This is a genomic window from Amycolatopsis sp. NPDC104863, assembly GCF_055582965.1.
Genome location: NZ_JBVJOW010000001.1, coordinates 370997 through 394422 on the forward strand (window position 1 = coordinate 370997; position 23426 = coordinate 394422).

At 73.0% G+C, this 23426-nt stretch carries 25 protein-coding genes; 17 read left to right on the forward strand and 8 right to left on the reverse strand.

Annotated features, from left to right (window positions below):
* Positions 1 to 143: 143 nt before the first annotated feature.
* The gene (locus ACZ63J_RS01695; protein WP_465311903.1) at positions 144 to 683 is read right to left on the reverse strand and encodes a Uma2 family endonuclease; all 540 of its coding nucleotides are present in this window, start codon (positions 681 to 683) and stop codon (positions 144 to 146) included.
* 446 nt (positions 684 to 1129) lie between these two features.
* On the opposite strand from ACZ63J_RS01695, the gene ACZ63J_RS01700 reads away from it, so the two are divergent.
* The 3 genes from ACZ63J_RS01700 (at position 1130) to ACZ63J_RS01710 (ending at position 3625) form a co-directional block, all read left to right on the forward strand.
* Positions 1130 to 2788, forward strand: coding sequence for a TIGR04141 family sporadically distributed protein (locus ACZ63J_RS01700; protein ID WP_465408028.1), 1659 nt, complete (start codon positions 1130 to 1132; stop codon positions 2786 to 2788).
* A 52-nt stretch (positions 2789 to 2840) separates the two neighbouring features.
* Positions 2841 to 3152 (forward strand): hypothetical protein, encoded by a 312-nt coding sequence (locus ACZ63J_RS01705; protein WP_465339182.1) that lies wholly within the window; start codon positions 2841 to 2843, stop codon positions 3150 to 3152.
* 74 nt (positions 3153 to 3226) lie between these two features.
* Positions 3227 to 3625: a hypothetical protein gene (locus tag ACZ63J_RS01710; protein WP_465408026.1), complete on the forward strand. Its 399-nt coding sequence runs from the start codon at positions 3227 to 3229 to the stop codon at positions 3623 to 3625.
* Here the strand turns inward: ACZ63J_RS01710 and ACZ63J_RS01715 are convergent.
* The 3 genes from ACZ63J_RS01715 to ACZ63J_RS01725 are packed head-to-tail and all read right to left on the reverse strand — an operon-like array spanning position 3598 to position 5077.
* Positions 3598 to 4074, reverse strand: a complete 477-nt coding sequence (locus tag ACZ63J_RS01715; protein ID WP_465408024.1) for an SRPBCC family protein — start codon at positions 4072 to 4074, stop codon at positions 3598 to 3600. The genes ACZ63J_RS01710 and ACZ63J_RS01715 overlap by 28 nt on opposite strands.
* A gap of 23 nt (positions 4075 to 4097) precedes the next feature.
* A complete protein-coding gene (locus tag ACZ63J_RS01720) occupies positions 4098 to 4628 on the reverse strand; it encodes a hypothetical protein (RefSeq protein WP_465408022.1) in 531 nt (176 codons plus the stop codon).
* A 2-nt stretch (positions 4629 to 4630) separates the two neighbouring features.
* Complete coding sequence (locus ACZ63J_RS01725) at positions 4631 to 5077, reverse strand: hypothetical protein (protein ID WP_465408021.1); 447 nt, start codon at positions 5075 to 5077, stop codon at positions 4631 to 4633.
* A 133-nt stretch (positions 5078 to 5210) separates the two neighbouring features.
* Between ACZ63J_RS01725 and ACZ63J_RS01730 the strand changes: the two genes are divergently transcribed.
* From ACZ63J_RS01730 to ACZ63J_RS01785, 12 genes are all read left to right on the forward strand, one after another.
* Entirely contained in the window at positions 5211 to 6728 is a 1518-nt protein-coding gene (locus tag ACZ63J_RS01730) for an MFS transporter (protein ID WP_465408019.1), read from the forward strand.
* A gap of 112 nt (positions 6729 to 6840) precedes the next feature.
* Complete coding sequence (locus ACZ63J_RS01735; RefSeq protein WP_465408017.1) at positions 6841 to 8289, forward strand: glycoside hydrolase family 76 protein; 1449 nt, start codon at positions 6841 to 6843, stop codon at positions 8287 to 8289.
* A 90-nt stretch (positions 8290 to 8379) separates the two neighbouring features.
* Entirely contained in the window at positions 8380 to 9609 is a 1230-nt protein-coding gene (locus ACZ63J_RS01740; RefSeq protein WP_465408015.1) for an MFS transporter, read from the forward strand.
* 183 nt (positions 9610 to 9792) lie between these two features.
* Positions 9793 to 11058: a GGDEF domain-containing protein gene (locus tag ACZ63J_RS01745; RefSeq protein WP_465408013.1), complete on the forward strand. Its 1266-nt coding sequence runs from the start codon at positions 9793 to 9795 to the stop codon at positions 11056 to 11058.
* A gap of 58 nt (positions 11059 to 11116) precedes the next feature.
* On the forward strand, positions 11117 to 11299 hold the full coding sequence (locus ACZ63J_RS01750) for a hypothetical protein (protein ID WP_465408011.1): 183 nt from the start codon (positions 11117 to 11119) through the stop codon (positions 11297 to 11299).
* Complete coding sequence (locus tag ACZ63J_RS01755) at positions 11296 to 11910, forward strand: TOBE domain-containing protein (RefSeq protein WP_465408009.1); 615 nt, start codon at positions 11296 to 11298, stop codon at positions 11908 to 11910. Before ACZ63J_RS01750 ends, ACZ63J_RS01755 begins: the two co-directional genes overlap by 4 nt.
* Before the next feature lie 29 nt (positions 11911 to 11939).
* On the forward strand, positions 11940 to 12863 hold the full coding sequence (locus tag ACZ63J_RS01760; protein WP_465339191.1) for a LysR family transcriptional regulator: 924 nt from the start codon (positions 11940 to 11942) through the stop codon (positions 12861 to 12863).
* Between the two features lie 102 nt (positions 12864 to 12965).
* Entirely contained in the window at positions 12966 to 14126 is a 1161-nt protein-coding gene (locus ACZ63J_RS01765) for an NAD-dependent formate dehydrogenase (RefSeq protein ID WP_465408007.1), read from the forward strand.
* A gap of 116 nt (positions 14127 to 14242) precedes the next feature.
* Positions 14243 to 14722 (forward strand): molybdopterin-binding protein, encoded by a 480-nt coding sequence (locus ACZ63J_RS01770; RefSeq protein ID WP_465408005.1) that lies wholly within the window; start codon positions 14243 to 14245, stop codon positions 14720 to 14722.
* Positions 14723 to 14799: 77 nt separating this feature from the next.
* On the forward strand, positions 14800 to 15312 hold the full coding sequence (locus ACZ63J_RS01775) for a winged helix-turn-helix transcriptional regulator (RefSeq protein ID WP_465339194.1): 513 nt from the start codon (positions 14800 to 14802) through the stop codon (positions 15310 to 15312).
* A gap of 2 nt (positions 15313 to 15314) precedes the next feature.
* Positions 15315 to 15848: a pyridoxamine 5'-phosphate oxidase family protein gene (locus ACZ63J_RS01780; RefSeq protein ID WP_465408003.1), complete on the forward strand. Its 534-nt coding sequence runs from the start codon at positions 15315 to 15317 to the stop codon at positions 15846 to 15848.
* A gap of 120 nt (positions 15849 to 15968) precedes the next feature.
* The gene (locus ACZ63J_RS01785) at positions 15969 to 17978 is read left to right on the forward strand and encodes a phosphocholine-specific phospholipase C (RefSeq protein WP_465408001.1); all 2010 of its coding nucleotides are present in this window, start codon (positions 15969 to 15971) and stop codon (positions 17976 to 17978) included.
* On the opposite strand, the gene ACZ63J_RS01790 is transcribed toward ACZ63J_RS01785, so the two are convergent.
* Positions 17968 to 18900 (reverse strand): AraC family transcriptional regulator, encoded by a 933-nt coding sequence (locus ACZ63J_RS01790; protein WP_465407999.1) that lies wholly within the window; start codon positions 18898 to 18900, stop codon positions 17968 to 17970. The two genes, ACZ63J_RS01785 and ACZ63J_RS01790, sit on opposite strands and share 11 nt — an antisense overlap.
* A gap of 80 nt (positions 18901 to 18980) precedes the next feature.
* Here ACZ63J_RS01790 and ACZ63J_RS01795 point away from each other — a divergent pair, with 80 nt between their 5' ends.
* Entirely contained in the window at positions 18981 to 19763 is a 783-nt protein-coding gene (locus ACZ63J_RS01795; protein ID WP_465407997.1) for an NAD(P)H-binding protein, read from the forward strand.
* Between the two features lie 164 nt (positions 19764 to 19927).
* On the forward strand, positions 19928 to 21910 hold the full coding sequence (locus ACZ63J_RS01800) for an APC family permease (protein WP_465407995.1): 1983 nt from the start codon (positions 19928 to 19930) through the stop codon (positions 21908 to 21910).
* Positions 21911 to 21919: 9 nt separating this feature from the next.
* Here ACZ63J_RS01800 and ACZ63J_RS01805 read toward each other — a convergent pair whose 3' ends face one another.
* Genes ACZ63J_RS01805 through ACZ63J_RS01815 form a run of 3 tightly spaced genes read right to left on the reverse strand, consistent with a single transcriptional unit; the run spans position 21920 to position 23180 of the window.
* On the reverse strand, positions 21920 to 22372 hold the full coding sequence (locus ACZ63J_RS01805) for a VOC family protein (protein ID WP_465407993.1): 453 nt from the start codon (positions 22370 to 22372) through the stop codon (positions 21920 to 21922).
* Positions 22369 to 22863 (reverse strand): SRPBCC family protein, encoded by a 495-nt coding sequence (locus ACZ63J_RS01810; protein WP_465407991.1) that lies wholly within the window; start codon positions 22861 to 22863, stop codon positions 22369 to 22371. Before ACZ63J_RS01810 ends, ACZ63J_RS01805 begins: the two co-directional genes overlap by 4 nt.
* Positions 22860 to 23180, reverse strand: a complete 321-nt coding sequence (locus tag ACZ63J_RS01815; protein WP_465407989.1) for an ArsR/SmtB family transcription factor — start codon at positions 23178 to 23180, stop codon at positions 22860 to 22862. Before ACZ63J_RS01815 ends, ACZ63J_RS01810 begins: the two co-directional genes overlap by 4 nt.
* Between the last annotated feature and the right edge of the window lie 246 nt (positions 23181 to 23426).

Here is a 23426-nt window from a genome sequence, read left to right on the forward strand (position 1 = left end):
GGACGCGGAGAGACGCTGGGGTCGGGTTCCTTGCGACAGCCGGAACCCACCCCCCCCCCGCGGCGTTCGAGCCCCCCCGCCCGCGCCCACCAAAGGCGGGCCCCCCCCCCCCCCCCCGCGTCACCTCGTCGGCGCCCGGGAAATCAGTGCGGCGAAACCAGTTCGGCCGCGCGCAGGGTCAGCGCGTACGGCTCCGTGAGGACGAGCGGCTCGTCCTCACGGCTTTCGCCGGTCAGCTCGTAGCTCCCGCCGGCCAGGCGGAAGCACTTGAGGCTGGGCACCCCGGGGTCGATCACCCAGTAGTGCGGGCACCCGGCTTCGGCCAGCCGGGCGGGTTTGAGGTGCAGGTCGATGTGCCGGCTCGACGGCGAAACCACCTCGACGGCGAGCACGGGCACACCCACCAGGGCTCGTTCGGTGAACGTGTCGCGCCGGCCCACGACGACGTCCGGGATGAGGACCGTGTGGTCGTCGAGGACGACGTCCACCGGGGCGGGCAGGACCTCGCAGTCCGCGGGACAGACCGGGGTGAGCGCGGCGAGCAGCCGCGCGACCACCCTCTGGTGCAGCGGGCGCGGGGACGGGCTCACTAGAAGGGTCCCGTCCACCAGTTCGTAACGGCGGCGCTCATCGGTGATCAGCTCCAGGTCCCGACGGGTGAGACGGTCTCCGTGTGCGAACATCGGGACGGTCTCCATGCTGCCCCCAGTGTCGGGCCGGACGGGAATCGACCAGCCCAGGGTAGTGGGGTACCGCGCGCAGCGCGAACTGCCGCCGAGTGACCGGGCTGGGCCCAACCGGACCAGTTTCGGCGGGGTGGCGCGGCCCTGCTCGTCACGATGCGTGCGGCCCTTTTTCCGGCGCCGCCCGAACAGCGCAGAATGGGCGCGAAACGCGGCCATTGGAGTGCATTTCGACAATTCTTTCCGGCGTTGTTCAGTGGTCTTCCGCCGGTTACTCGCCGATCATCTCCCGGACGCCTGACCAGCCACGATGTCACGATGAAAGCACGAACCAGGGTACCCGCCCGGGTCGGGAATCGCGTGTTCAGGTGAATTTAACCGGGCGGGAACGGGGTAGCACTATTCTGGGGGGACGCAGTTTTCCCCAGGCCCAGGCCGGTGATCGCATGGCGTCCACGTCCACCCCGAGCAAGCCCGTCTCGCTGTTCCGGCTGGACGGCGGCACGGGCGAGCACGAGCTCCTGGTGCCGCTGAAGGACGGCCAGGTCACGACCGACACCGAGGTCGACCTGTCCGGCACCCGCGCCCGGCTGGTCGCGGGCCGGTTCCGCACCGAGGTCCCGCAGTGGCTGCCGCACGCCGCGTCGCTCACCGGGACCGACCTCGCGCTCTCCTCCGAGCTGCCGTTCGCGGTGCTGCTCGTGCCGCGGCCGCCGTGGACCTACGCCGTCACCTGGGGCGCCGGGCACCTGACCCTCAACGACGAGCACGTCGAACAGGGTTTCGGCCTGCTGTTCGGGATCCGGCGGCTCGACCCGTTCGACCTCGGCCTGGTCGCCAGCGCCGCGCTGGACCCCTCGGCCCGCGCGACCCAGACGTCGATCCCCGGCGGCGGCGACCTTTCGGCGTTCCGGCTGGAGCCCTACGGGGAGCTGGTCAACCGGCTGGCCGGCACGGCGGACCTGACCGACCTCACCTACGGCCGGGTCACCGGCCGCCGGCACCGCATCCGGGCGGGCAACGCGGTGTGGCTGCCGCTGGCCAAGGACCCCGCGGCGTTCCTGGCCGATCTCGACGCCGTCGGCGCGGTGGTCGACGGGCCGGACGCGCACTCGGCGCTGCGGTTCGTGGCCCAGACCCGGCCGCTGGACCGCCACGACCGGCTCGTGCCGGTCCTGGAGCGCCGGCTGGCGGAAAGCCTCGCCGGGGACGACGACGGCCGCCTCGGGCTCGCCTGGCCCGCTGTCGCAGTGCACCAGGCGGAGAACGCGGGGTCGTTCCGGGTCGGCGGGCTGGGCCCGGGCGGCCCGTTCGCCGTCGAAGGCCGGCTGGAGCTGGGGCACCTGACCGACCGGCTGGCCGAGCTCGAGACCGGCGACCGCGTGCGGGCGATCCGCGCCGGCCGGATCGTCGCGTGCGCCGACGACGCCGGCGAGGAGGAGGCGGGCGCCGCGATCCCGGTCGCGCGGTGGCTGGTCTTCGAGACCACGATCGACCACGCCCGGTTCGTGTTCCACCAGGGGCGCTGGTACCGGATCGGCGAGACCTACGTCCGGCAGATGCGCGAGCAGGTGACGGCGCTGCTGTCCCGCGGGTACGCGTGGCCGCCGGTCACCTGGACCCCGTCCGGCGAGCCCGACGACGAGAACCGCTACTGCCGCCGGGTGGCCGAGGAGCCCGGGTACCACTGCCTCGACCGGGACTTCGCGACCACGCCGCTGCACCCGCGGTTCGAGCTGTGCGACCTGCTTGGGCCGGGGAACGAGCTGATCCACGTCAAGTGGCTCGGCCGGGCGACCGCGGCGAGCCACCTCTACACCCAGGCGCTCGTCTCGGCGGACGCGCTCGCCCACGAACCCGAGGCGCTGGCCCAGCTCGCCGCCAAGGTCGCACCCGGCCGGGTGATCACCGAGCCGCCGCGCACCGTCGTCCTCGCCGCCGCGGGCCGCCGGTGGGACGTCGACGAGCTCTTCACGCTGTCCCAGGTGGCGTTGCTGCGGCTGGACCGCGCGGTCCGCGGCCTGCACGGCACCCTGCGGTTCGCGGACATCCCGTTCGAGCCCAAGGTCCGCGGCCGCGCCCGCCCGGCCCGCCGACGCGGCTGAGGATCGGCCGGATCTCCCGGCCACCGCCGACACGGTGTGCGAAAGTGGCGGGATGAACGTCCGGACGGCCGGCCCGGCCGACGGCCCCGGCGCGGTGACGTCGGTCGCCGACCTCGCGCGGATGTCGGCGTGGACGGTCACCCGCTCCCGCGGGCACTGGACGACGGCCGAGCGGGTGCTCACCCTCGGCGGCCGGCGCTGGGTCGTCGGGCTCACCCCGACCGTGGGCGGCGCGACGGCGCTGGTGCTGTGGCGTGACGACGTGGTCGTCGCGCACCGGCGCGGCACCGAAGCGGTGCAGTGCGCGATCGCGCTGCGGTGGGTGACCAACCTGCTGGCCGGGCGGGCGTGGGACGCGCGCTAGCGTCGTTCTGCGGCCGCGCGAAGATCGTCTAAGGTGTGCGGACACCTGGGGGCCGCTGATCTTGGGAGCGACCCGTGCCGACTTTGACCGAACTGCCCCGATGGACGATCAGCGCGTCCGGCGACGAAGTGACGTTCACCGCGCGCGCAGGCCACCCCGAGCCGAGGGTGTGGGCCGGCCGCGGGCTGGCGCTGAGCGAAGCCGACCTGCCCGCGTTCGCGAAGGCGCTCGGCGAGGTGATGAAGCTGCCGGCGTACTGGACGGCGTGGACCCGCAGCGCCCGCCGCGGCCTCAGCGGCGAGCCGGTATGGGCGCCGCCCCGCCACGATCCCGCGGACGACTTCGTCTTCGTCGGCGGCCCGTGCCGCGAGCCCGGGGAGCCGCGGTCCGGCTCGTTCACGCTCGACCTGGCTGATGTCCGCGCGCTGCGGGTGCGGATCGCCGCCTACCTGCGGGAGCGGCCCGCGGCCTGAACTTCCGCCGCGAGCTTGCCGAGGGACTCCTGGAGCTGTTCGCGGTTGACGACCGGCAGGTGCGACAGCATGTCGGTGTGGGTGAACGCCGACCAGTCGTAGGTCTGGCTGACGGTGGTGGCGTCCGCGCCGGCCGGCTCGAGGTGCCAGATCCAGGTGTGCCCGGCGGGTGGCTGTCCCGGCTCGGCCGGGGCCCAACCGATCGTGGTGCCGGTTTCGAACGCGACGACGTGGTTGGCGACCTGGTGCTCGCCCTTCATCGGGTTGTGCATGTCCATCACGAAGACCTGCCCGACGTGCGTGATCGGACCGGGGTCGGCCGCGCCGCGGACCATGCCGCTGGTGTCGAAGGCCCGGTGGTGGGCCGGGTTCGCGAGGTAGGCGAAGACCGCCGCGGCGGGCGCCTCGATCAGCCGGGTCACCGTGATGGCGCGGGTCTGCTCACCCATCGCACCACTGTGCCACGCGCCGCCTAGGACACCCGTTCCCGCAGCCCCGCGGCGAGCCCCGCGACGGTCAGCAGGTCCACCAAGCCGCCGCCGTACTCGGCGAGGCGTCGGCGGCGTACGCCACTCAACCGGAACCGCAGGTGGACACGCGTCGCGCCGTTCTCCTCGGTCAGGTGGATCGCCCAGCTGAGCTCCAGCCGCCCCCTCGTCGAGCGGTGGACCAGCGTGTGCGGGGCGTCGTGGACGACGATCTCGAACGTCGCGTCGCGGCCGCCCCAGTCGTCGATCACGTCGCCCGGCCGGAGGTTCTGCAGGGCCGGGTCGAGGCGGCGGAGGGCGCGGCGGCGCCGGGGGAGCAGCGCTTCGACCCAGGTCGGCAGGTACCAGCCCGCTCGGTTCTTGCCGAGCTGGGCGAACCACGGCCACACCCGCTCCGGCGGCGCGGCGAGCGTGAACCCGCGGTCCATGACCACGTCCGGCCGGGGGACGAGGTCGTCGCCCGGTGCGGCGGTGGTGACCTCCGCCGGGCGGGGTGCGACTCCGAGCTGGGCCACGGCTATCGCGCGCAGGGACCGAAGTACCGGCACTCGATCAGGGCCCGCGCGTCGAGCTCGCGCGCCCGCGGCTCGAGCGTGTCGAGCAGGGCCGCGATCGGGCCGAGGTCGACCGTGCCGGCCGCGGTGAGCGGGAAGAACTGCTCACGCGTGTCGTGCGCCGGGCAGCCGCTGCCGCGCAGGTTCCCCGCCGCCACCAGGCAGAACACCTCGTCACCGTCGTTGCCGAACGTGAAGTAGCCCTGCAGCGTGACCGGCGTCGTGTCGGCGACGTCGTTGATGCGCTGCCCGCCGAAGCTCGCGGGGTAGTGCCAGCCGGCCCGCGGGTCGTTGGCGAACCAGACCTGCGCCGGGTCGGCGTCCCCGTCGAGCTGCCAGCCGCGCGCGAGGAGGAACTCGTGCACGCTCAGCTGGCGGGTGAGCGGCAGGTCGGTCGACGACGCGGTCATCGGGGTCCCTTCGAGCGAAGCGGTCGGTCCCTCCAGTGTCACCCTTACCGGGCAGCCACGATCGGGTGACCTTCGTTCGGAACCGAGACGCGGCTCCGGCCCGAGTCTCGGAACCCCGACGTAGCGTCGGGGCATGCGCACGGAGGAGGCGGTGTCCACCGGCCGCCGGGCGTGGACGGTCGGCGTGATGTGCACCGCCGTCGGCCTGGTGATCGCCATGGTGACCATCGTGAACGCCGCCCTGCCCGCGCTCGCCGCCGACACCGGCGCGAGCCAGGCCGAGCAGACCTGGATCGTCGACGTCTACACCCTCGTGCTGGCCGCGCTCGTGCTGCCGGCCGGCGCGCTGGGCGACCGGTTCGGGCGCCGCGGGGTGCTCGTCGCCGGGCTCGTCGTGTTCGCCGCCGGGTGTGCCGCGCCGGTGTTCCTCGGGACGTCGCTGTGGCTCGTCGTCGCACGGGCGGTCACCGGGCTCGGCGCGGCGATGATCATGCCCGCCACGCTGTCGATCATCAACGCGAGCTTCCCGCCGCAGCGGCGCGGCCGGGCCATCGGCATCTGGGCGGCCGTGGCCGGGGTCGGCGGGCTGGGCGGGCTCGTGCTCGCCGGGGTGCTCCTGGAGCACTTCTCGTGGCACTCGGTGTTCCTCGCCCCGGCCGTGCTGTCGGTGGTCCTCGTGGCGGCGAGCCTCACCGTGCCGACGTCCCGCGACCGCCACCCGAAGGCGTTCGACACCACCGGCGCAGTGCTCGGCGCGCTCGCGATCGGCGCGGTGGTCTTCGGCATCCTGCGTGTCGCCGACCTCGGCTGGGGTCACGGCCTGGTGCTCGGGTCGCTCGCGGCGGGTCTCGTCCTGGGCGGGCTGTTCGTGGGGTTCGAACTGCGGTCCGACGCGCCCCTGCTGGACGTCCGGCTGTTCGGCAACGCGGCGTTCGCGACCGGCTCGGTGTCGGTGACGGTGCAGTTCACCGCGGCGTTCGGCATGTTCTTCGCGCTGGCGCAGTACCTGCAGCTGGTGCAGGGTTACTCGGCGCTCGAGTCGGGGCTGGCGCTGTGGCCCGTCGCCGTCTCGCTGTTCCCGCTGTCGCTGGCCTCGGCGCCGCTGGTCCGCCGGTTCGGGCTGCGGGCGGTGACGCGCGGCGGCCTCGCGGTCGTGGTCGCCGGGATGGTGCTGATCGGCCGGCTCGACGCGGGCAGCGGCTACCCCGCGCTGGCGGTCGCCGTGTGCGTGCTGGGCGCCGGGATCGGCGTGACGGCCCCGGCGGCGACGAGCGCGATCCTCGACAACGTCGAGCCGGCCCAGTACGGCGTGGCCTCGGCCGTCAACGACGCGACGCGCGAAGTCGGTGCGGCACTGGGGATCGCGCTGGTCGGCAGTGTGCTTTCGGCCGCCTACAGCGGTTCGGTCGCCCCGGCGACGGAGATGCTCGCGCCGGCCGCGCGGGAGGCCGCCGACGGCTCGCTCGCGGGCGCGCTCGCGGTCGCCGCCGGTTCGGGGCCGGCCGGCGCGCCCCTGGCCGCGGCCGCGCGTGCCGCCTTCACCGACGGCATGGGCGCCGGCATGTTCGCGCTCGCCGCCGTGGTGCTGGCCGGGATCCTCGCCGTGGCGCTCCTCGGCCGCCGGAAAAGGCTTTCCGGCGTCGCCGCATAGTTGTCTGGACCAAAAACCGGACAGCTGTTGACTTCCGGCGACATCCGGCGTCACCCTGAAAACCGTCCCCCGCCGGGCCCGGGCGGTCCTCTCCCGCCCCCGAGGATCTGCCATGCCCACACCCGGTTTTGCGCTCGTTTTCGCGTCCCTGCTCGGCCTGGCCGGCACCGCGACGCCCGCCGCCCAGCCGTCGACCGTGTCGGCGGCCATCTGCAACAAGTACTGCGACAGCGCCGATCCGGCGAACTCACCCGGGGACCGCCACCCGGTTTCGGCGACGGTGTTCGGCCGCTCGCTCGTGCTGCACTTCGACGACAGCGACGCGATGGGCTGGGCGTCGGTCGAGAACGGCAGCCCGGGCGACGAGGTGTGGCTCGACCGCTCCTTCGACGGCGGCCGGTCGTGGGCCTCGGGCAGCCGGCTCGGCGCCACCGCGATCCCCGCGGGCAACCGCGGCTGGCGCACGCTGATGTACAACGTCGACGACTGGAACAACACCGGCGTCGGCGCGCTGCGGGCGTGCGGGAAGGCCGGTGACCGCCCCGACGTCGCGTGCACGGCGTGGGCGCGCACGACGTGGAACGCGGGGGAGCGGCGGACGGCCGCGGCCACCGCCCAGATGATGTTCTACAACAACGGAACCGGGCTCTTCGACACCACCGGCTGGTGGAACTCGGCCAACGCGCTCACCGCGGTGATCCGCAACGTCCAGGTGACGGGCATGGGCAGCTACCGCTACGCCATCGCCCGCACCTACGACAAGAACATCACCGCCGCGCTAGGGCAGTTCCGCAACGACTACCTCGACGACACCGGCTGGTGGGGCCTCGCCTGGGTGCTGGCCTACGACGTCACCGGGGACGGCCGGTACCTCACCACCGCCCGCGCCGACGCGGACCACATGGCGGCCTACTGGGACGGCACCTGCGGCGGCGGGATCTGGTGGAGCACCGCGCGGACGTACAAGAACGCCATCGCCAACTCCCTCTACATCCAGCTCAACGCCGCGCTGCACAACCGGATCGGCGGGGACAGCGCTTACCTGAACCGCGCGAAGAGCGGCTGGAGCTGGTTCCAGGGCACCGGCATGGTCAACGGCTCGTCGCTCGTCAACGACGGCGTCAATCTCGGCACCTGCAAGAATAACGGGGACACCGTCTGGTCGTACAACCAGGGGGTGCTGGTCAACGCGCTGACCGAGCTGAACCGGGCGACCGGCGACGCCGGGCTGCTGACGACCGCGCGCCACCTCGGCGACGCCAACGTCACGTCGCCGTCGCTCAACACCGCGGACGGCATCCTGCGCGACCCGTGCGAGGGCGGGGACTGCGGCGCCGACGGCCCGTCGTTCAAGGGCGCCGGCGTCCGCGGGCTGGCCGCGCTCAACGCGGTATTGGCCGACCACCCGTACACGGCCTACCTGCGCCGCCAGGCCGACCGCGCGTATTCGGCCGACCGCAACGCTCTCGACCAGTACGGCCTGCGCTGGTCCGGGCCGCTGGACAAGATCGACGCCGCCCGGCAGCAGAGCGCGCTCGATCTGGTCAACGCCGCGCCGTGAGCCGGTCGTGACCTCTGGCGGGGTGGCGCGTCCGGGCGCTACGGTGAGCAGCTTGGGTAACGCTCTCCGTGACAGCCTGGGTGGGGTGGGATGGCGGAACGGACGTGGTCCGCCTTCGGGGTGCGCGAGTTCCGCGTGCTGTGGCTGGCGGGCCTGCTGTCGGTGGCCGGGGACCAGCTGGCGCGCGTCGCGCTGGCGATCCTGGTCTACCAGCGCACGGGTTCGGCGGCGCTGAGCGCGGCGACGTACGCCTTGTCGATGCTGCCCGCGCTCGTCTCCGGGGCGCTGCTGTCGTGGCTCGCCGACCGTTTCCCGCGCCGGCGCGTGATGGTGGTGTGCGACGCGGCGCGGGCGGTGCTCGTCGCGGTGATGGCGCTGCCCGCGACGCCGTTGCCGCTGATGGCCGCGCTGCTCGTGGTGGTGCAGCTGGTCGAAGCGCCGTTCTCGGCGGCGCAGGGCGCGGTGCTGCCGGACCTGCTGGGCGTCCGGTACGAAGCAGGCCAGGCGGTCCAGCAGGTCACCGGGCAGCTGTGCCTCGTGCTGGGGTTCGCGGCGGCGGCCGTGGTGGTCGCCGGCGTCGGCGCGCACACCGCGCTGGCGATCGACGCGGCCACGTTCGCCGTCTCCGCGGTGCTGATCCGCGCCGGCCTGAGCGCTTATCCGCCGCTGCGGGGCGACGTCGTCGCGGCGTCGTGGTGGCGGCGCACCTGGCGGCAGGTCGCGGCGGGCGCGGTGGTCGTGCGCCGCGACCGCACCCTCTGGACGCTGGTGTGGCTGGGCTGGCTGGCGTTGTTCACCGTGGTCCCGGAAGGGCTCGCGGTGCCGTTCGCGCGGCAGGTCGGCGTCGGCGGCGCGTGGATCGGCGTGCTGCTGGCGGCCGAACCGGCCGGCGCGGTCGCCGGGGCGTTGCTGCTGCGGCTGGTCGCCCGTTCGGTGCGGGTGCGCGCGCTGGGCGTGCTCGCGGTCGGGACGTCGGCGCCGCTGATCGCGTACTGGGGCCGGCCCGCCCTGGGCACGGCGTTGGTGCTGCTGTTCCTCTCCGGCGTGTGCTCGGCGTACCAGGTCACCGCCGGGGCGACGTTCGTCCAGCTGTCCCCGCCCCGGGTGCGCGGGCGGGCGCTCGGGTTCGCGCGGACCGGGATGATCGCCGGCCAGGGGCTCGGGATCGTGGTCGGCGGGGTGCTCGCGCAGCTCGTCGGCCCGGCGACGGCGATCGCGTGGGCGGGGACCGCGGGAGCGCTCGTCGCGCTCGCCGCGGCCGTGGTCTGGTCGCGTCGCCGTCCGGACGCGATCACCGCCGCTCTTCCCGCCGAAGCGTGAGTTTTCACCAGCCCTTGTCACACATCGTGGGCTCCTTTCCGTGCGGTTCCTCCAGTGGCAGATACCGGAAATGGTCTCAGCCGTCCGGATGAGTGGCAGCGCGGGGAAACAGCTGACATCCGGGCGCCCCGCGACTACCGTTGGCGAGCACGTGGTCACGGGCGCAGAGCGGGGGGCACTGCGATGGACGGACGCGAGACCGCCGGCGGGGGCTGGGCGCCCTCGCGGTGGAAGCTCTGGGAGCTGCCGGGACGCGTGCGGGCCTTCGTCCTCGGGGTGGACCTGGCCGCGTTCGTCGTGCTGGTGCTCGCGGCACGCACGCTACCGGCCGCGCACGACTGGGCGGCGGCCGGCTGGCTCGCCGCGGCCGCGGTGCTGCACCTGCAGGCGTCCCACGTCATCGAGCGCCGCCGTCGCGACCGGGCGGGTTCGCCGTACGTCGACCTGTGCAGCGTCTGGATCTTCGCCGGGGTGCTCGTGCTGCCGCTGGTGCTCGAACTGTCGCTGGTGGCGGTGATCTACGGCCACCGCTGGGTGCTGGTCAACCGGTTCGACCCGTTCCGGCCACCGCACCGCACGGTGTTTACCGCGGCGACGCTCGCCCTGGCGGCGTCGGCGGCCTTCGCGGTGCTGGAGCCGACCGGCGCCCACCTGAGCGCCGGCGCGCGGCCGGGCTGGGCGGCCCTGGCGGCGGTGGTCGCCGCGGCGGCGGTGCAGTGGACGGTGAACACCGCGCTCGTCGGCACGGTCATCGCGTGGACCGTGCCGATCGAGCACCGGCAGCAGGTGCTGGGCAGCGCCTCGGACAACCTGCTGGAGGTCAGCCAGCTGGCGCTCGGGGTGTTCGTGGCGCTCGCGCTGCTGTGGTGGCCGCCCGCGGCGCTGCTGATGATCGTGCCGACCTTCGCGCTGCACCAGTGCGTCCAGCTCGACCAGTTCAAGACGGCGGCCCGCACCGACCAGCGCACCGGGCTGCTGAACGCGATCGCGTGGCACGACGAGGCCGAGCAGGCGCTCGAGCGCGCCCGCGCCACGGCCGGCCGGGTCGGGGTGCTGATGATCGACCTCGACTGGTTCAAGCGCATCAACGACACCCACGGCCACCTGGTCGGCGACGACGTCCTGGCGGAGGTGGCGACGGTCCTCACGAAGACGGTCCGCCGCGGCGACGCGGTCGGCCGCTACGGCGGCGAGGAGTTCGCGGTCCTCCTCCCGGGGGTCGACCAGGACGAGGCCCGCACGATCGCCGAGCGCATCCGCGGCCGCATCCGGGCCCTGCGCATCACCGCGCCTTCGGGCGACCTGGTGGAACTGTCGGCGACGATCGGCGCGGCGCTGTACCCGGGCCCGGCGGAGTCCGGTTTGGACGATCTGATCCGCGCGGCGGACAACGCTTTGTACGCGGGCAAGAAAGCGGGCCGCGATCTGGTGGTGCTGGCCGCACGCTGACCGTCCGGTCCGGTGGGAGGCCGCGCCTCAGAACGAACCACCGCGGCACAGGAACGGCATGAGCACCGAACGGGAAATCCTCACCACCGTGCTGGACGGCTGGAAGTCGGCGGTCGAGGCCCACGAGCCCGGACGCGTCGCCGGGCTCTTCACCGAAGACGCGATCTTCCAGGGCCTGCACCCCTACAGCGTCGGCCGCGAGGACTCGCCGAGTACTACGGCTCCCAACCGCTTGGCATGACCGCCGACTACACCATCGTGGAAATCCGGCGGCCGGCCGACGACGTCGTCCTCGGTGACGCGCGGGTCGTCTTCGGCTTCATCGACCGGCCCGCGACCACCGTGCACCCGGTGTCGTGCCGCACGTCGGGCACCACCAGGTCTCCCGGCTCTGAGCTGCGCCGATGCCCGCGCCCGGCTACAGTCCCGGCCATGGGTCTGAGCATCCGCAACCAGCTCGCCGGGACGGTCTCCGCCGTCACGACGGGCGAGGTGATGGCGACGGTCAAGACACGCCTGTCCGGCGGGCAGGAGGTGACGGCCGCCGTCACCCGGGAGGCCGTCGAAGATCTCGGCCTCGCCGAAGGATCGGCCGTGCGCGTGCTGGTCAAGGCGACCGAGGTGTCGCTGGCCACCGGGCCGGTCGAGGGCATCAGCATCCGCAACCAGCTGCCCGGCCGGGTCACCGGCGTCACCACCGGCGGGGCGATGGCCACGGTGAAGGTGGCCGTCGACGGCGGGGAGCTGACCGCCTCGATCACCCGGGAAGCCGTCGCGGACCTGGGCCTCGAGGACGGCTCCCCGGTGGTCGCGCTGGTCAAGTCGACGGAGATCTCGCTCGCCACCGGCTGAACCGGCCGGGAACCCGGCCATACTGAAGCATGTTGTTGCGTCAGCTGGAGTACCTGGTCGCGCTGGCCAAGGAACGGCACTTCGCCCGGGCGGCCGCCGCGTGCCACGTCTCGCAGCCGTCGCTGTCGGCCGCGATCCGGAAGCTCGAGCGGGAGCTCGGCGTCCCGATCGTGCTGCGGAGCCGCCGCTTCGCCGGGTTCACGCCGGAGGGGGAGCGGGTGCTGGCGTGGGCGCACCGCATCCTCGCCGAGTGCGACGCGCTGCGGCAGGACCTCTCGATCATGCGCGAGAGCCTCTCCGGCGTGCTGCGCATCGGCGCGATCCCGACCGCGCTGACTGCCGCGTCGCTGCTGACGACGCCGTTCTGCGAACGGCACCCGCGCACGCGCGTTTCGCTGGAGTCGTTGTCCTCACGGGAGATCACGCGCCGGCTCGCGGAGTTCGAACTGGACATCGCGATGACCTATGTGGACGACGACGAGCTCGGGAACGTCCGGGTGCGGCCGCTGTACGAGGAGCGCTACCTGCTGCTGACCCCCGAGGACGGCGTGCTGGCCGGGCGGGCGTCGGTGGGCTGGGCGGAGGTCGCCGCGCTGCCGCTGTGCCTGCTCACCCCGCGGATGCGGAACCGGCGCGTGCTGGACGGGCTGTTCGCCGCGGCCGGCGCGGTCGCGGTGCCGAAGATCGAGACGGACACCGTGTCGGCGCTGTACGCCCACGTCGCGACGCACCGGTGGTCGAGCGTGATCGCGCACGCGTGGCTGCACATGTTCCGGACCCCGGCCGGTATGCGGGTGGTCCCGATGGAGACGACCGGGCCGGCGCCGCAGATCGGGCTGGTGACCGCCGACCACGACCCCGAGCCGATCCTGGCGCGGGCGCTGCTGGACCTCGCCGCCGAGGTGGACGTGCGGGGTGAGCTCGACCGGATCCTGCGGGAGCACGCGGGATAGGCGCGGGCTATGTCGGGATAGGAACTTTCGCTTTGACCGGGTGGCCCGCGGGCGAGGAAGGTCGGGACATCCCTTCCACACCAGCAGATCCGGGAGTCCGACATGGCAAAGGTGCTGTGCGTGCTGTACGACGACCCGGCCGGCGGCCCGCCGCAGGCCTACGCGCGTGACGATCTTCCCCGGCTCGACGGGTACCCCGGCGGCCAGACGCTGCCGTCGCCGGCCGGCCTCGACTTCACCCCCGGCGCGCTGCTCGGCAGTGTGTCCGGCGAGCTGGGCCTGCGCCGGTTCCTCGAGGCGGCCGGGCACACCCTGGTCGTCACCTCGGACAAGGACGACCCCGGCTCGGTCTTCGACCGCGAGCTGGCCGACGCCGACGTCGTGATCTCCCAGCCGTTCTGGCCCGCCTACCTCACCGCCGAGCGGCTCGCCCGTGCGAAGAACCTCAAGCTGGCGATCACCGCGGGCATCGGTTCGGACCACGTCGACCTGGACGCGGCGATCGAGCACGGGGTGACCGTCGCGGAGGTGACCTACAGCAACAGCATCAGCGTCGCCGAGCACGTCGTCATGTCGATTCTCGCGCTGGTCCGCAACTACCTGCCTGCCCACCAGGTCGTGCTCGACGGCGGCTGGAACATCGCCGACTGCGTTTCCCGCTCCTACGACCTCGAGGGCATGCACGTCGGCACGGTGGCGGCCGGCCGGATCGGCACGGCGGTGCTGCGGCGGCTCGCGCCGTTCGGCGTGCACCTGCACTACACCGACCGGAACCGGCTGCCCGCGGCGCTCGAGCGCGAGCTGGGCCTGACCTTCCACCCCAGCGCGGCGGACCTGGTGCCGGTCTGCGACGTCGTGACGATCAACGCGCCGCTGCACCCGGAGACCGAAGGGCTCTTCGGGGACGAGCTGCTCGCGACGATGAAGCGGGGCGCGTACCTGATCAACACCGCGCGGGCGCGCATCGCCGACCGCGACGCGATCGTGCGGGCCCTGGAGAGCGGGCAGCTGGCCGGGTACGCCGGCGACGTCTGGTTCCCGCAGCCCGCGCCGGCCGACCACCCGTGGCGGACGATGCCCCACCACGGCATGACCCCGCACATCTCGGGCAGCTCGCTCTCGGCCCAGGCGCGCTACGCCGCCGGGACCCGGGAGATCCTCGAGGCGTGGCTGGCCGGCACCCCGATCCGGGACGAGTACCTCATCGTCGACGGCGGGAAGCTGGCCGGCACCGGCGCGCAGTCCTACTCCGTCGCGCGCTGATCCCGCGCCAAACCGCCGCTTCTGCGGCGTTTCCCGGCTGATCGTGCCGTATTCGCGACCAAGCTGTGCCTGATCGGAGGATGTGCGCGGCTCCGGGGCCGACCTAGCGTGGAACGATGCAAACGCCCGTTCCCGCCCCGGAGCGGCGCACCCCGCCGTCGGGCCGGCTGCTCGTCACGGGCACCGGGTGCGCGTCGCGGCTGATCGACGTCGGCGAGCTGCGCGAGCGGTCGCGGGTCCGGCTCGACGTCGAGTACGTCACCCGCCGCCGGCGCGAACGGCACGAGGTGCAGGGTGTGCACCTCTACGACGTGCTCAGCGAGGGCCCGCTCCCGCTGGACCCGAAGCACAAGATGTCCGGGCTGACCGTCGTGGTCCTGGCGGTGTCCGAAGACGGCTTCCAGGTGGTGTTGTCCCTGGCGGAGATCGACCCCGAGTTCGGCCACTGCGCGGCCCTGCTGGCGACCCGCTACAACGGCGAGGACCTGCCGCGGCCCACCCTGGTCATGCCCGGTGACCTGCGGGCGAGCCGGTACGTCCGCGGGCTCGCCCGGCTCTCGCTGCTCAGCCTCGACGCCGGCAGCGTGCCCGGCTGAAACCGCTCTCGATTTGCGAGCGGTCCGACACGGCCTCATACTGGTGCGGCAATGCAACCAGTTGTGAGGTGGAAGCGGTGCGGAAGGACTCCCGGTCGGCGTGCCCGATCAACCTGTCGCTCGAGATCTTCGGTGACCGGTGGACCCTGCTCGTGCTGCGCGACATTGTGTTCGGCGGGGCCCGGCACTTCCGCGAGCTGCTCGGTGGCGAAGAGCGGATCTCGTCGAACGTGCTGGCCGACCGGCTGGCCGTGCTCGTCGAAACCGGGCTGCTCACCCGGGCGGGCGATCCTTCGCACAAGCAGAAGGTCACCTACAGCCTGACCGAGCGGGCCGTCGAGCTGGTGCCGGTGCTGGTGCAGCTCAGCGCGTGGGGCGTCCGGCACCTGCCGGTCGCCGATGCCTACGCGGCGCGCGCCGCGGTCCTCACCGACGGCGGCCCGCCGCTGTGGGAGGCCTTCATGGACGAACTGCGCGAAACCCACCTCGGACCGCAGGCGCGCCGCGCGACGGCACCGGACGGGCCCACCGTCGCGGCGCGCCTGGAAGCCGCCTACGCCGCATCCGTGGGCAACCGACGATCGGAGTGACCATGCAGACCCGGCTCGACGAACGGTTCAGCGACCCCGGCACCGAGGCCATCGGCTGGGCCGAAACGGTGAACGTGCTGGAAGCGGCGCAGATCAGCTGGCTCACGACGGTGCGCGCCGACGGCCGCCCGCACGTCACGCCGCTGGTCGCGGTGTGGCTCGACGGCGCCGTCCACTTCAGCACAGGGGCGACCGAGCAGAAGTACCTCAACCTGACCGCGAACCCCCACGTCGTGCTGACCACGGGCCGCGACGCCTGGGACGACGCCCTCGACGTCGTGGTCGAGGGGGAGGCCCGGCGGGTCACCGACCGGTCGAAGCTGGAGCGGCTCGCCGCGGCGTGGCTGTCCAAATGGGACGGCAGCTGGCGCTACGACGTGACCGACGAAGGGTTCAGCCAGTCGGGCCACGGCTCCGCGGTGTTCGCCGTCGAGCCCGCGAAGGTGCTGGTGTTCGGCCGGAAGCGGACGAACGGGACGTCCGGGGACTCCATGCTCGGCACCGTCGAGTTCACCCACACCAGCCATCGGCCGTAGGGGCCCGACCTTCAGCCGTTTACCAGGGTTTCGCCCGGCGTTAGCCTCGGGCCCGGCAACGGTTCTCGATCAGCGACCCATACTGGCCCGGCTTCCCACCACGACAACCCCGGAGTCCCCATGACGGACGTCAACCGCCGACGTTTCCTGCAGCTGGCCGGCGGCACCGCTGCCCTTTCCGCGCTGTCCACCAGCATCGCCCGCGCGGCGGAGCTCCCCGCGCTCCGCCGCACCGGGACGCTGCGGGACATCGAGCACGTCGTGGTGCTCATGCAGGAGAACCGGTCGTTCGACCACTACTTCGGCACGCTGCGCGGGGTGCGCGGCTTCGGCGACCCGCGCCCGGCCGCGCTCGCGTCGGGCAAGCCGGTGTGGGCGCAGTCGGACGGAACGCGCGACATCCTGCCGTTCCGCCCCGAAGCGGACAACCTGGGCCTGCAGTTCATCCAGGACCTCCCGCACGGCTGGAACGACACGCACGCGGCGTGGAACCAGGGCCGGTACGACAAGTGGGTGCCCGCGAAGGGCTCGACCACCATGGCGTACCTGACGCGCGAGGACATCCCGTTCCACTACGCGCTGGCCGACGCGTTCACCATCTGCGACGCCTACCACTGCTCGTTCATGGGCTCGACCGACCCGAACCGCTACTACATGTGGACCGGGTACACGGGCAACGACGGCTCCGGCGGCGGGCCGGTCCTCGGCAACGACGAGAAGGGCTACTCCTGGACGACCTACCCCGAGCGCCTGGAGAAGGCCGGGGTGTCGTGGAAGATCTACCAGGACGTCGGCGACGGCCTCGACGCCGCCGGGGGCTGGGGCTGGATCGACGACGCCTACCGGGGCAACTACGGCGACAACTCGTTGCTGTACTTCAACTCCTACCGCAACGCCAAGCCCGGCGACCCGCTCTACGACAAGGCCCGCACCGGCACGAACGCGAAGGCGGGCGACGGGTACTTCGACCACCTCCGCGCCGACGTCAAGGCCGGGAAGCTGCCGCAGGTGTCGTGGATCGCGGCGCCGGAGGCGTTCTGCGAGCACCCGAACTGGCCGGTGAACTACGGCGCCTGGTACATCGCGCAGGTGCTCGACGCGCTGACGTCGAACCCCGAGGTGTGGGGCAAGACCGCGGTCTTCATCACCTACGACGAGAACGACGGCTTCTTCGACCACGTGCTGCCGCCGTACGCGTCGGCCGGTCAGTCCACCGTGGACACCACGGGGGAGATCTACACCGGGACGGCGCAGCAGGCCGGCCCGTACGGGCTCGGCCAGCGCGTCCCGATGCTCGTGGTGTCGCCGTGGAGCAAGGGCGGCTTCGTCTGCTCGGAGACGTTCGACCACACCTCGATCATCCGGTTCGTCGAGCGGCGCTTCGGGGTGCACGAGCCGAACATCTCGGCGTGGCGGCGCTCGGTGTGCGGCGACCTGACCTCGGCGTTCGACTTCGAGCGCACCGACACGAGGGTGCCGGCGCTGCCGGACACCGCGGCGTACGAGCCGCCGGACCGCGAGCGGCACCCGGACTACGTGCCCGCGGTCCCGGCCAGGAGTGTGCTGCCGAAGCAAGAGCGCGGGCTGCGGCCGGCGCGGGCGCTGCCCTACGACCTGGCGGCCGACGCCCGTGTCGACGGCGGGAACCTGACGGTGACCTTCGCCAACCACGGCCGCGCGGGCGCGACGTTCAACGTCACCTCGCCCGCGGCCGACCCGCGGACCTACACCGCCGGCGCCGGGCGGTCGCTGGCGGCCAAGCTGCCCGCGGCCGGTGGGTACGACGTCACCGCGCACGGCCCGAACGGCTTCCTGCGGCAGTTCCGCGGCACGACCGCCGGGCCCGAGGTGAGCGTCCGCTGCGACGACGACGACCTCACGCTGGTCCTGACCAACGGCGGCACCACCCCGGTGCGGCTGACGGTGAAGGACGCGTACGGCCGGCGGTCGTCGACCCGGCTGCTGCGGCCGGGCGCGCGCGTCGTCGAGACCGTGGACACCCGGCGCAACAACCACTGGTACGACGTCACGGTGGTGTCGGACCACGACCCGAAGTTCCTGCGCCGGCTCGCCGGGCACGTCGAGACGGGCCGGCCGAGCACCAGCGACCCGGCGACGCTCACGAACTGACGGCTTCCCGGCCGCGGCGCCAGTCCGACGGGCTGGCGCCGCGGACGCGCTTGAACGCCACGCTGAAGGCGAACGGGTCTTCGTAGCCGACGGCCTTCGCCACGGCGGCGACGGTGTCTTCGGTGTCGCGCAACAGATCCGCGGCCAGCGTCATCCGCCAGCCGGTGAGGTAGGTCAGCGGCGGCTCGCCGACGAGGTGCGCGAAGCGCGCGGCGAACGCGGCACGGGACAACCCCGCGCGGGCGGCCAGCGTCGCGACCGTCCACCGGTGGCCGGGTTCGGCGTGTAGCAGGCGCAGGGCTTCGCCGACCCCGGCGTCGTCCAGCGCGCGGTACCAGGCCGGCGGCGTTTCCGCCGAGGCGCACCAGGCCCGGAGAGCGAGGACGAGCAGGAGGTCCAGCAGGCGGCGCACCACCGCGTCCTGGCCCGGTTCGTCGCGGGCGACCTCGGCGGAGAGCAGGGAAAGGGCCGCGCGCGTCCGCGGCCCGGCGGGGACGACGGCCAGCGACGGCAGCATCTCCAGGAGCCGCCCGGCGACCACACCACGGAGTTCGTAGGCGGCCCGCACCAGGGTCGTGGCGCCGGGCGAGCCGTCGCCGTAGGTGCGCGGCGCCTGACGTTCCAGCGCCTTCGCCCCGGCGACGAGGTGCTTCTTCGCACCCCGGATGACGTGCTGCGCCGGCGTGGCCGGGTCGTCGGCGATCGTGTAACCACGCACGCTGACCAGCGCGATGTCCCCGGCGGCCAGGCGGACGGGCGTGGTGTCGCCGACGCGCACCGACGCGTCCCCGTCGAGGGTGGCGACCAGCGTGAGCGGCGGGGCGTCGGTGAAGGTGAGCGACCACGGCGGCCGCTGGACCAGCTGCCGGACCAGCGCGTCCGTGGCGTGGGCCCGGTGGAGCAGGTCGCTCAGGACGTCCATGGCGCGACGATAGACGATGACAAAGGAACCATCGACTTTCTCCCATGGATCGTCTTGCGCGGCCACGGTTGGCTGACGGCATGACCATCCTGATCCTCGGCGGCACCGGCAAGACCGGCCGCCGTCTCGCCCGTCGCGTCGACCACGCCCGGATCGCGTCGCGCGCCCACGGGTTCGACCTCGGCGACCCCGCCGGCTGGGCGCCGGTGCTGTCCGGCGTCACGGCCGTCTACCTCGTGGAACCCGACCTGCGGGCCGGGCCGCGCCTCCCGCGGTTCGTCACCGAGGCGGTGGCGGCGGGCGCGCGGCGGCTGGTGCTGCTGTCCGCCCCGCGCGCCGGCGAGGAGGGTCATCCGCTGCACGCCGCCGAGCAGGCCGTCCGGGACTCGGGGGCCGGCTGGACCATCCTGCGCCCGAACTGGTTCGCACAGAACTTCAGCGAAGGCCCGTGGGCGCCCGGAATCCGCGACGGCGTCCTGACCCTGCCGACCGGCGCCGGGCGCGCGCCGTTCGTCGACGCCGAAGACATCGCGGAGGTCGCCGCGGCGGCGCTGACGACCGACCGCCACGACGGTGAGGTGTACGAGCTGACCGGCCCGCGGGCGGTCGGTTTCGGCGAAGCGGTCGCGCTGATCGCGCGGGCGGCCGGGCGGAAGATCGAGTACGCGGACGTCGACCCCGAGGTGTTCGTCGGGCGCCAGATCGCCCACGGCGTCCCGGAAACGGTGGCGCGCCTGCTCACCGGGCTGCTGGCGGACCTGCGCGCCGGCCGGGGCGCCGAGGTCGGGGACGGCGTCGAGCGCGCCCTCGGCCGGCCGGCCGGGATGTTCGAGGACTTCGTCGTGGGGACTTCCTGGACCTGAAGCCGCGGGCCGATCGGCGCGTGGTCCCCGGCGCCGATCCTGCAGGTGGCGCTGCGGATCGCGCGCGGGCCGGCCCTGGCCGGGGCCGGGTGTGCCGGTCCGATGTGGATCGGGCATTGTGGGCGGCCGGGAGTGCAGCACGCCGTCGATCGGGGAGTCGAAGCTTGAGCACCACACCTGAGTTCGCGGTTCCGGACGTCGTCGACAGCCCCGTGACCCCGAGGCCGCCGTCCGGCCCGGCGATGCGGTGGCTGCTGGCGCAGCGGGTGGCGCCCGCGGGGCCGGAGGCCGCCGAGGACCACGGGAAGCCGCAGGCCTGGTGGAAGGTCATGTGCCTGACCGGCGTCGACTACTTCTCGACCCTGTCCTACCTCCCGGGCATCGCCGCGCTCGCGGCCGGCGCCCTGTCCCCGCTGGCGACGCTGCTGATCGTCGCCCTGACCCTGCTGGGCATGCTGCCGATGTACCGGCGGGTCGCCCGGGAGAGCCCGCGCGGCCAGGGGTCGGTAGCGATGCTGGAGGACCTGCTGCCGTTCTGGCGCGGCAAGATCTTCGTCCTGGTGCTGCTCGGGTTCGTCGCGACGTCGTGGATCATCACGATCACGCTGTCCTCGGCGGACGCGTCGGTGCACCTGCTGGAGAACCCGTACCTGCCGGGCTTCCTCCACGGGCACGCCGTGCTGATCACGGTCGTGCTGCTGCTCATCCTCGGCGGGGTCTTCCTGCTCGGCTTCAGCGAGGCCGTCGGCGTCGCGATCCCGCTCGTGGCAATCTTCCTGCTGCTCAACGCGGCCGTGGTGATCGTGAGCGGCATCGACCTCTTCTCCGACGGCGCGGCGCTGTCCCGCTGGACGGACGCGCTCACCTCGAACGGCGGCGGCTTCACCGGGATCATCGGCCCGGCCGTGATCGCGTTCCCGGCGCTCGTGCTGGGGATGTCGGGCTTCGAGACCGGCGTCAGCATGATGCCGCTGGTGGCGGCCGAGGGGAAGACGGACGAGGAGCGGCTCGAGTCGCGGATCCGCAACACCCGCAAGCTGCTGACGCTCGCGGCGCTGATCATGTCGGTGTACCTGATCGCGACGAGCTTCATCACCACCGTGCTGATCCCGGCCGAGAAGTTCAAGGAAGGCGGCGAGGCGAACGGGCGCGCGATGGCCTACCTCGCGCACCAGGAGCTGGGCGAGGCGTTCGGCACGGTCTACGACGTGAGCAGTGTGCTGATCCTGTGGTTCGCGGGCGCGTCGGCGATGGCCGGGCTGATCAACATCGTGCCGCGTTACCTGCCCTCGTACGGGATGGCGCCGGAGTGGGGCCGCGCGGTCCGGCCGGTGGTGCTGGTCTACACGGTGATCAGCGTCCTGATCACGATCGCGTTCGGCGCGGACGTCAACGCCCAGGCCGGCGCGTACGCGACCGGGATCCTCGCGATGATGGTGTCCGGCGCGGTCGCGGTGACGATCTCCGGGATCCGCCACAAGCAGCGCGGCGCGGCGATCGGGTTCGCCGTGCTGACGCTGGTGTTGCTCTACGCACTGGTCGAAAACGTCATCGAGAAGCCGGACGGCCTGGCCATCTCGGCGCTGTTCATCCTCGGCATCATCGTGGTGTCCCTGGTTTCCCGGGTGTCCCGCACGACCGAGCTGCGCGCCGAGCGCATCGAGTTCGACGAGACGGCCCGCCGGTTCGTCACCGATTCCCTGGCCAACGACGGCGCCCTGCACATCATCGCGAACAAGCGCCAGGGCGGCGACCTCGCGGAGTACACGGCGAAGGAAGCCGAGCAGCGCGCGATGAACCCGTTGCCCGGCACGGCGGACGTGCTGTTCCTCGAGATCGACGTGGTCGACCCCTCGGAGTTCAGCAACGTCCTCCAGGTCCGCGGCGTCGAGGTCGACGGCTACCGCATCCTGCGCGCCCAGAGCCCGGCGGCCCCGAACGCCATCGCGGCGGTGCTCCTGGCCCTGCGCGACGCGACGGGGGTGCTGCCGCAGTGCCACTTCGAGTGGTCGGAGGGAAACCCGCTGGGGCACTTGTTCCGGTATTTGATCCTGGGCCGCGGTGACACGGCCCCGGTGGTCCGGGAGATCCTCCGCACGAGCGAGACGGACCCGGCCCGCAGGCCGGGCATCCACGTCGGCGGCTGACCGGCTCCGTCACCGCCACGGCATGTGCTGCAGGCACCACGTGTTGCCGTCCGGGTCGGCGAAGTAGACGTAGAACACGCCGCCCATGTCCTCGACCGGGCCGGCCTCGACGCCGCGCTCGACCAGCTCGGCGCGGGCCTTTTCGATGTCGGCGACCACCAGGTGCAGGCCGCGCATCGAACCCGGCGGCAGGGCCAGGGGCTGCACCCCTTCGGTGAGGGAGATCGAGCAGGCCGAGCCGGTCGGGGTCAGCTGGACGATGCGCACGCCGTCCGCCGGGCGGACGTCGACGTCCAGGGTGAAACCGAGGCTGTCCCGGTAAAACGTGATGGCGCGGTCGATGTCGGTGACCGGCACGGGGACGAGCTCCAGCAGGAACGCGCCGGGGAGCACCGGCGGGTTGCCGGGATCCTTGGCGATCGCGCTCGGGTCGGCGGGGACTTCGGTGACGGGTTCGTTCATGACGGGTCTCGTTTCTCGTGATCGAGGAGGGTGGCAAGGCGGTCGTAGGACTCACCGGCGCCGCGGCGCATCGGGCTGAGCACCACCTGGTCGCGGATTTCCGGTGACGGGTACTGCACGGTGACGGTCATGGTCGTGCGGCCGCCGGCTTCGGCCAGCACGGTGGTGACTTCCGCGGCGCCTTCGGGCCAGCCGCGGTGGATCTCGGTCTGCACGAGCCGGACGGGCGGCGCGACCTCGCGGAAAACGCCGTACATCTCCATTTCCGCGCCGTCGGGCCCGTGGGAGACGAACCGCCAGGCGCCCCCCGGCCGCAGGTCGACCTCGCAGCCGGTCAGCCGCCAGCCGCGGGCGCCGTGCCAGCGGCGCAGCAGCTCCGGCCGGGTGAGGGCCGCGAAGACGAGGTCGGCGGGAGCGGCGAAGGCGCGGGTGAGCACCAGGCCGGTCGCGCCGGCCTCGGTGACCTCCAGTCCCCGGTGCGGGGCGGTCACGGCTGCAGGTCCTTCAGCAGGTCGTCGAGCTGCCGGTAGCTGGCCTCCCAGTAGTCGCGGTAGTCGGCCAGCCAGGCCGTGGCCGCCTTGAGCGGTTCCGCCACCAGATGGCACGGCCGCCGCTGGGCGTCCCGGCCGCGTTTCACCAGCCCCGCGCGTTCGAGCACCCGCAGGTGCTTCGACACCGCGGGCTGGCTCATCGCGAACGGCACGGCCAGCTCGGTGACGGTGGCGTCGCCGGTCGCCAGGCGGGCGAGGATCGCCCGCCGGGTGGGGTCCGCGAGGGCCGCGAACGTCGCGTCCAGTGTGCTGCTCATTCATAACCTTCCGGTTTTGTAACCAGATGGTTTTATAGACGGCGTGAGCGCGCCTGTCAAGCCGGCGTGGTCAGCAGGCCGACGCCGATCGCGACCACCGCCAGCACCCCGAACCCCCACGGCGGGGGGGGGGGGGGGGGGGGGGGGGGGCCGGCCCCCCTCTTCCCCCCAGCCAGCGTCGCCCCCCCCCCCCCACCAACAACAAAACCAACCCACCACCCCACAACCGCGCTCCCGACACCAGAA

What these genes read in the sequence shown, in the direction of transcription:
- ACZ63J_RS01695 (WP_465311903.1), bottom strand. Translation starts at nt 683, where the DNA reads ATGTTCGCACACGGAGACCGTCTCACCCGTCGGGACCTGGAGCTGATC.
- ACZ63J_RS01700 (WP_465408028.1), top strand. Translation starts at nt 1,130, where the DNA reads ATGGCGTCCACGTCCACCCCGAGCAAGCCCGTCTCGCTGTTCCGGCTG.
- ACZ63J_RS01705 (WP_465339182.1), top strand. Translation starts at nt 2,841, where the DNA reads ATGAACGTCCGGACGGCCGGCCCGGCCGACGGCCCCGGCGCGGTGACG.
- ACZ63J_RS01715 (WP_465408024.1), bottom strand. Translation starts at nt 4,074, where the DNA reads ATGGGTGAGCAGACCCGCGCCATCACGGTGACCCGGCTGATCGAGGCG.
- ACZ63J_RS01725 (WP_465408021.1), bottom strand. Translation starts at nt 5,077, where the DNA reads ATGACCGCGTCGTCGACCGACCTGCCGCTCACCCGCCAGCTGAGCGTG.
- ACZ63J_RS01730 (WP_465408019.1), top strand. Translation starts at nt 5,211, where the DNA reads ATGCGCACGGAGGAGGCGGTGTCCACCGGCCGCCGGGCGTGGACGGTC.
- ACZ63J_RS01735 (WP_465408017.1), top strand. Translation starts at nt 6,841, where the DNA reads ATGCCCACACCCGGTTTTGCGCTCGTTTTCGCGTCCCTGCTCGGCCTG.
- ACZ63J_RS01740 (WP_465408015.1), top strand. Translation starts at nt 8,380, where the DNA reads ATGGCGGAACGGACGTGGTCCGCCTTCGGGGTGCGCGAGTTCCGCGTG.
- ACZ63J_RS01745 (WP_465408013.1), top strand. Translation starts at nt 9,793, where the DNA reads ATGGACGGACGCGAGACCGCCGGCGGGGGCTGGGCGCCCTCGCGGTGG.
- ACZ63J_RS01750 (WP_465408011.1), top strand. Translation starts at nt 11,117, where the DNA reads ATGAGCACCGAACGGGAAATCCTCACCACCGTGCTGGACGGCTGGAAG.
- ACZ63J_RS01755 (WP_465408009.1), top strand. Translation starts at nt 11,296, where the DNA reads ATGACCGCCGACTACACCATCGTGGAAATCCGGCGGCCGGCCGACGAC.
- ACZ63J_RS01760 (WP_465339191.1), top strand. Translation starts at nt 11,940, where the DNA reads ATGTTGTTGCGTCAGCTGGAGTACCTGGTCGCGCTGGCCAAGGAACGG.
- ACZ63J_RS01765 (WP_465408007.1), top strand. Translation starts at nt 12,966, where the DNA reads ATGGCAAAGGTGCTGTGCGTGCTGTACGACGACCCGGCCGGCGGCCCG.
- ACZ63J_RS01770 (WP_465408005.1), top strand. Translation starts at nt 14,243, where the DNA reads ATGCAAACGCCCGTTCCCGCCCCGGAGCGGCGCACCCCGCCGTCGGGC.
- ACZ63J_RS01780 (WP_465408003.1), top strand. Translation starts at nt 15,315, where the DNA reads ATGCAGACCCGGCTCGACGAACGGTTCAGCGACCCCGGCACCGAGGCC.
- ACZ63J_RS01785 (WP_465408001.1), top strand. Translation starts at nt 15,969, where the DNA reads ATGACGGACGTCAACCGCCGACGTTTCCTGCAGCTGGCCGGCGGCACC.
- ACZ63J_RS01790 (WP_465407999.1), bottom strand. Translation starts at nt 18,900, where the DNA reads ATGGACGTCCTGAGCGACCTGCTCCACCGGGCCCACGCCACGGACGCG.
- ACZ63J_RS01795 (WP_465407997.1), top strand. Translation starts at nt 18,981, where the DNA reads ATGACCATCCTGATCCTCGGCGGCACCGGCAAGACCGGCCGCCGTCTC.
- ACZ63J_RS01805 (WP_465407993.1), bottom strand. Translation starts at nt 22,372, where the DNA reads ATGAACGAACCCGTCACCGAAGTCCCCGCCGACCCGAGCGCGATCGCC.
- ACZ63J_RS01815 (WP_465407989.1), bottom strand. Translation starts at nt 23,180, where the DNA reads ATGAGCAGCACACTGGACGCGACGTTCGCGGCCCTCGCGGACCCCACC.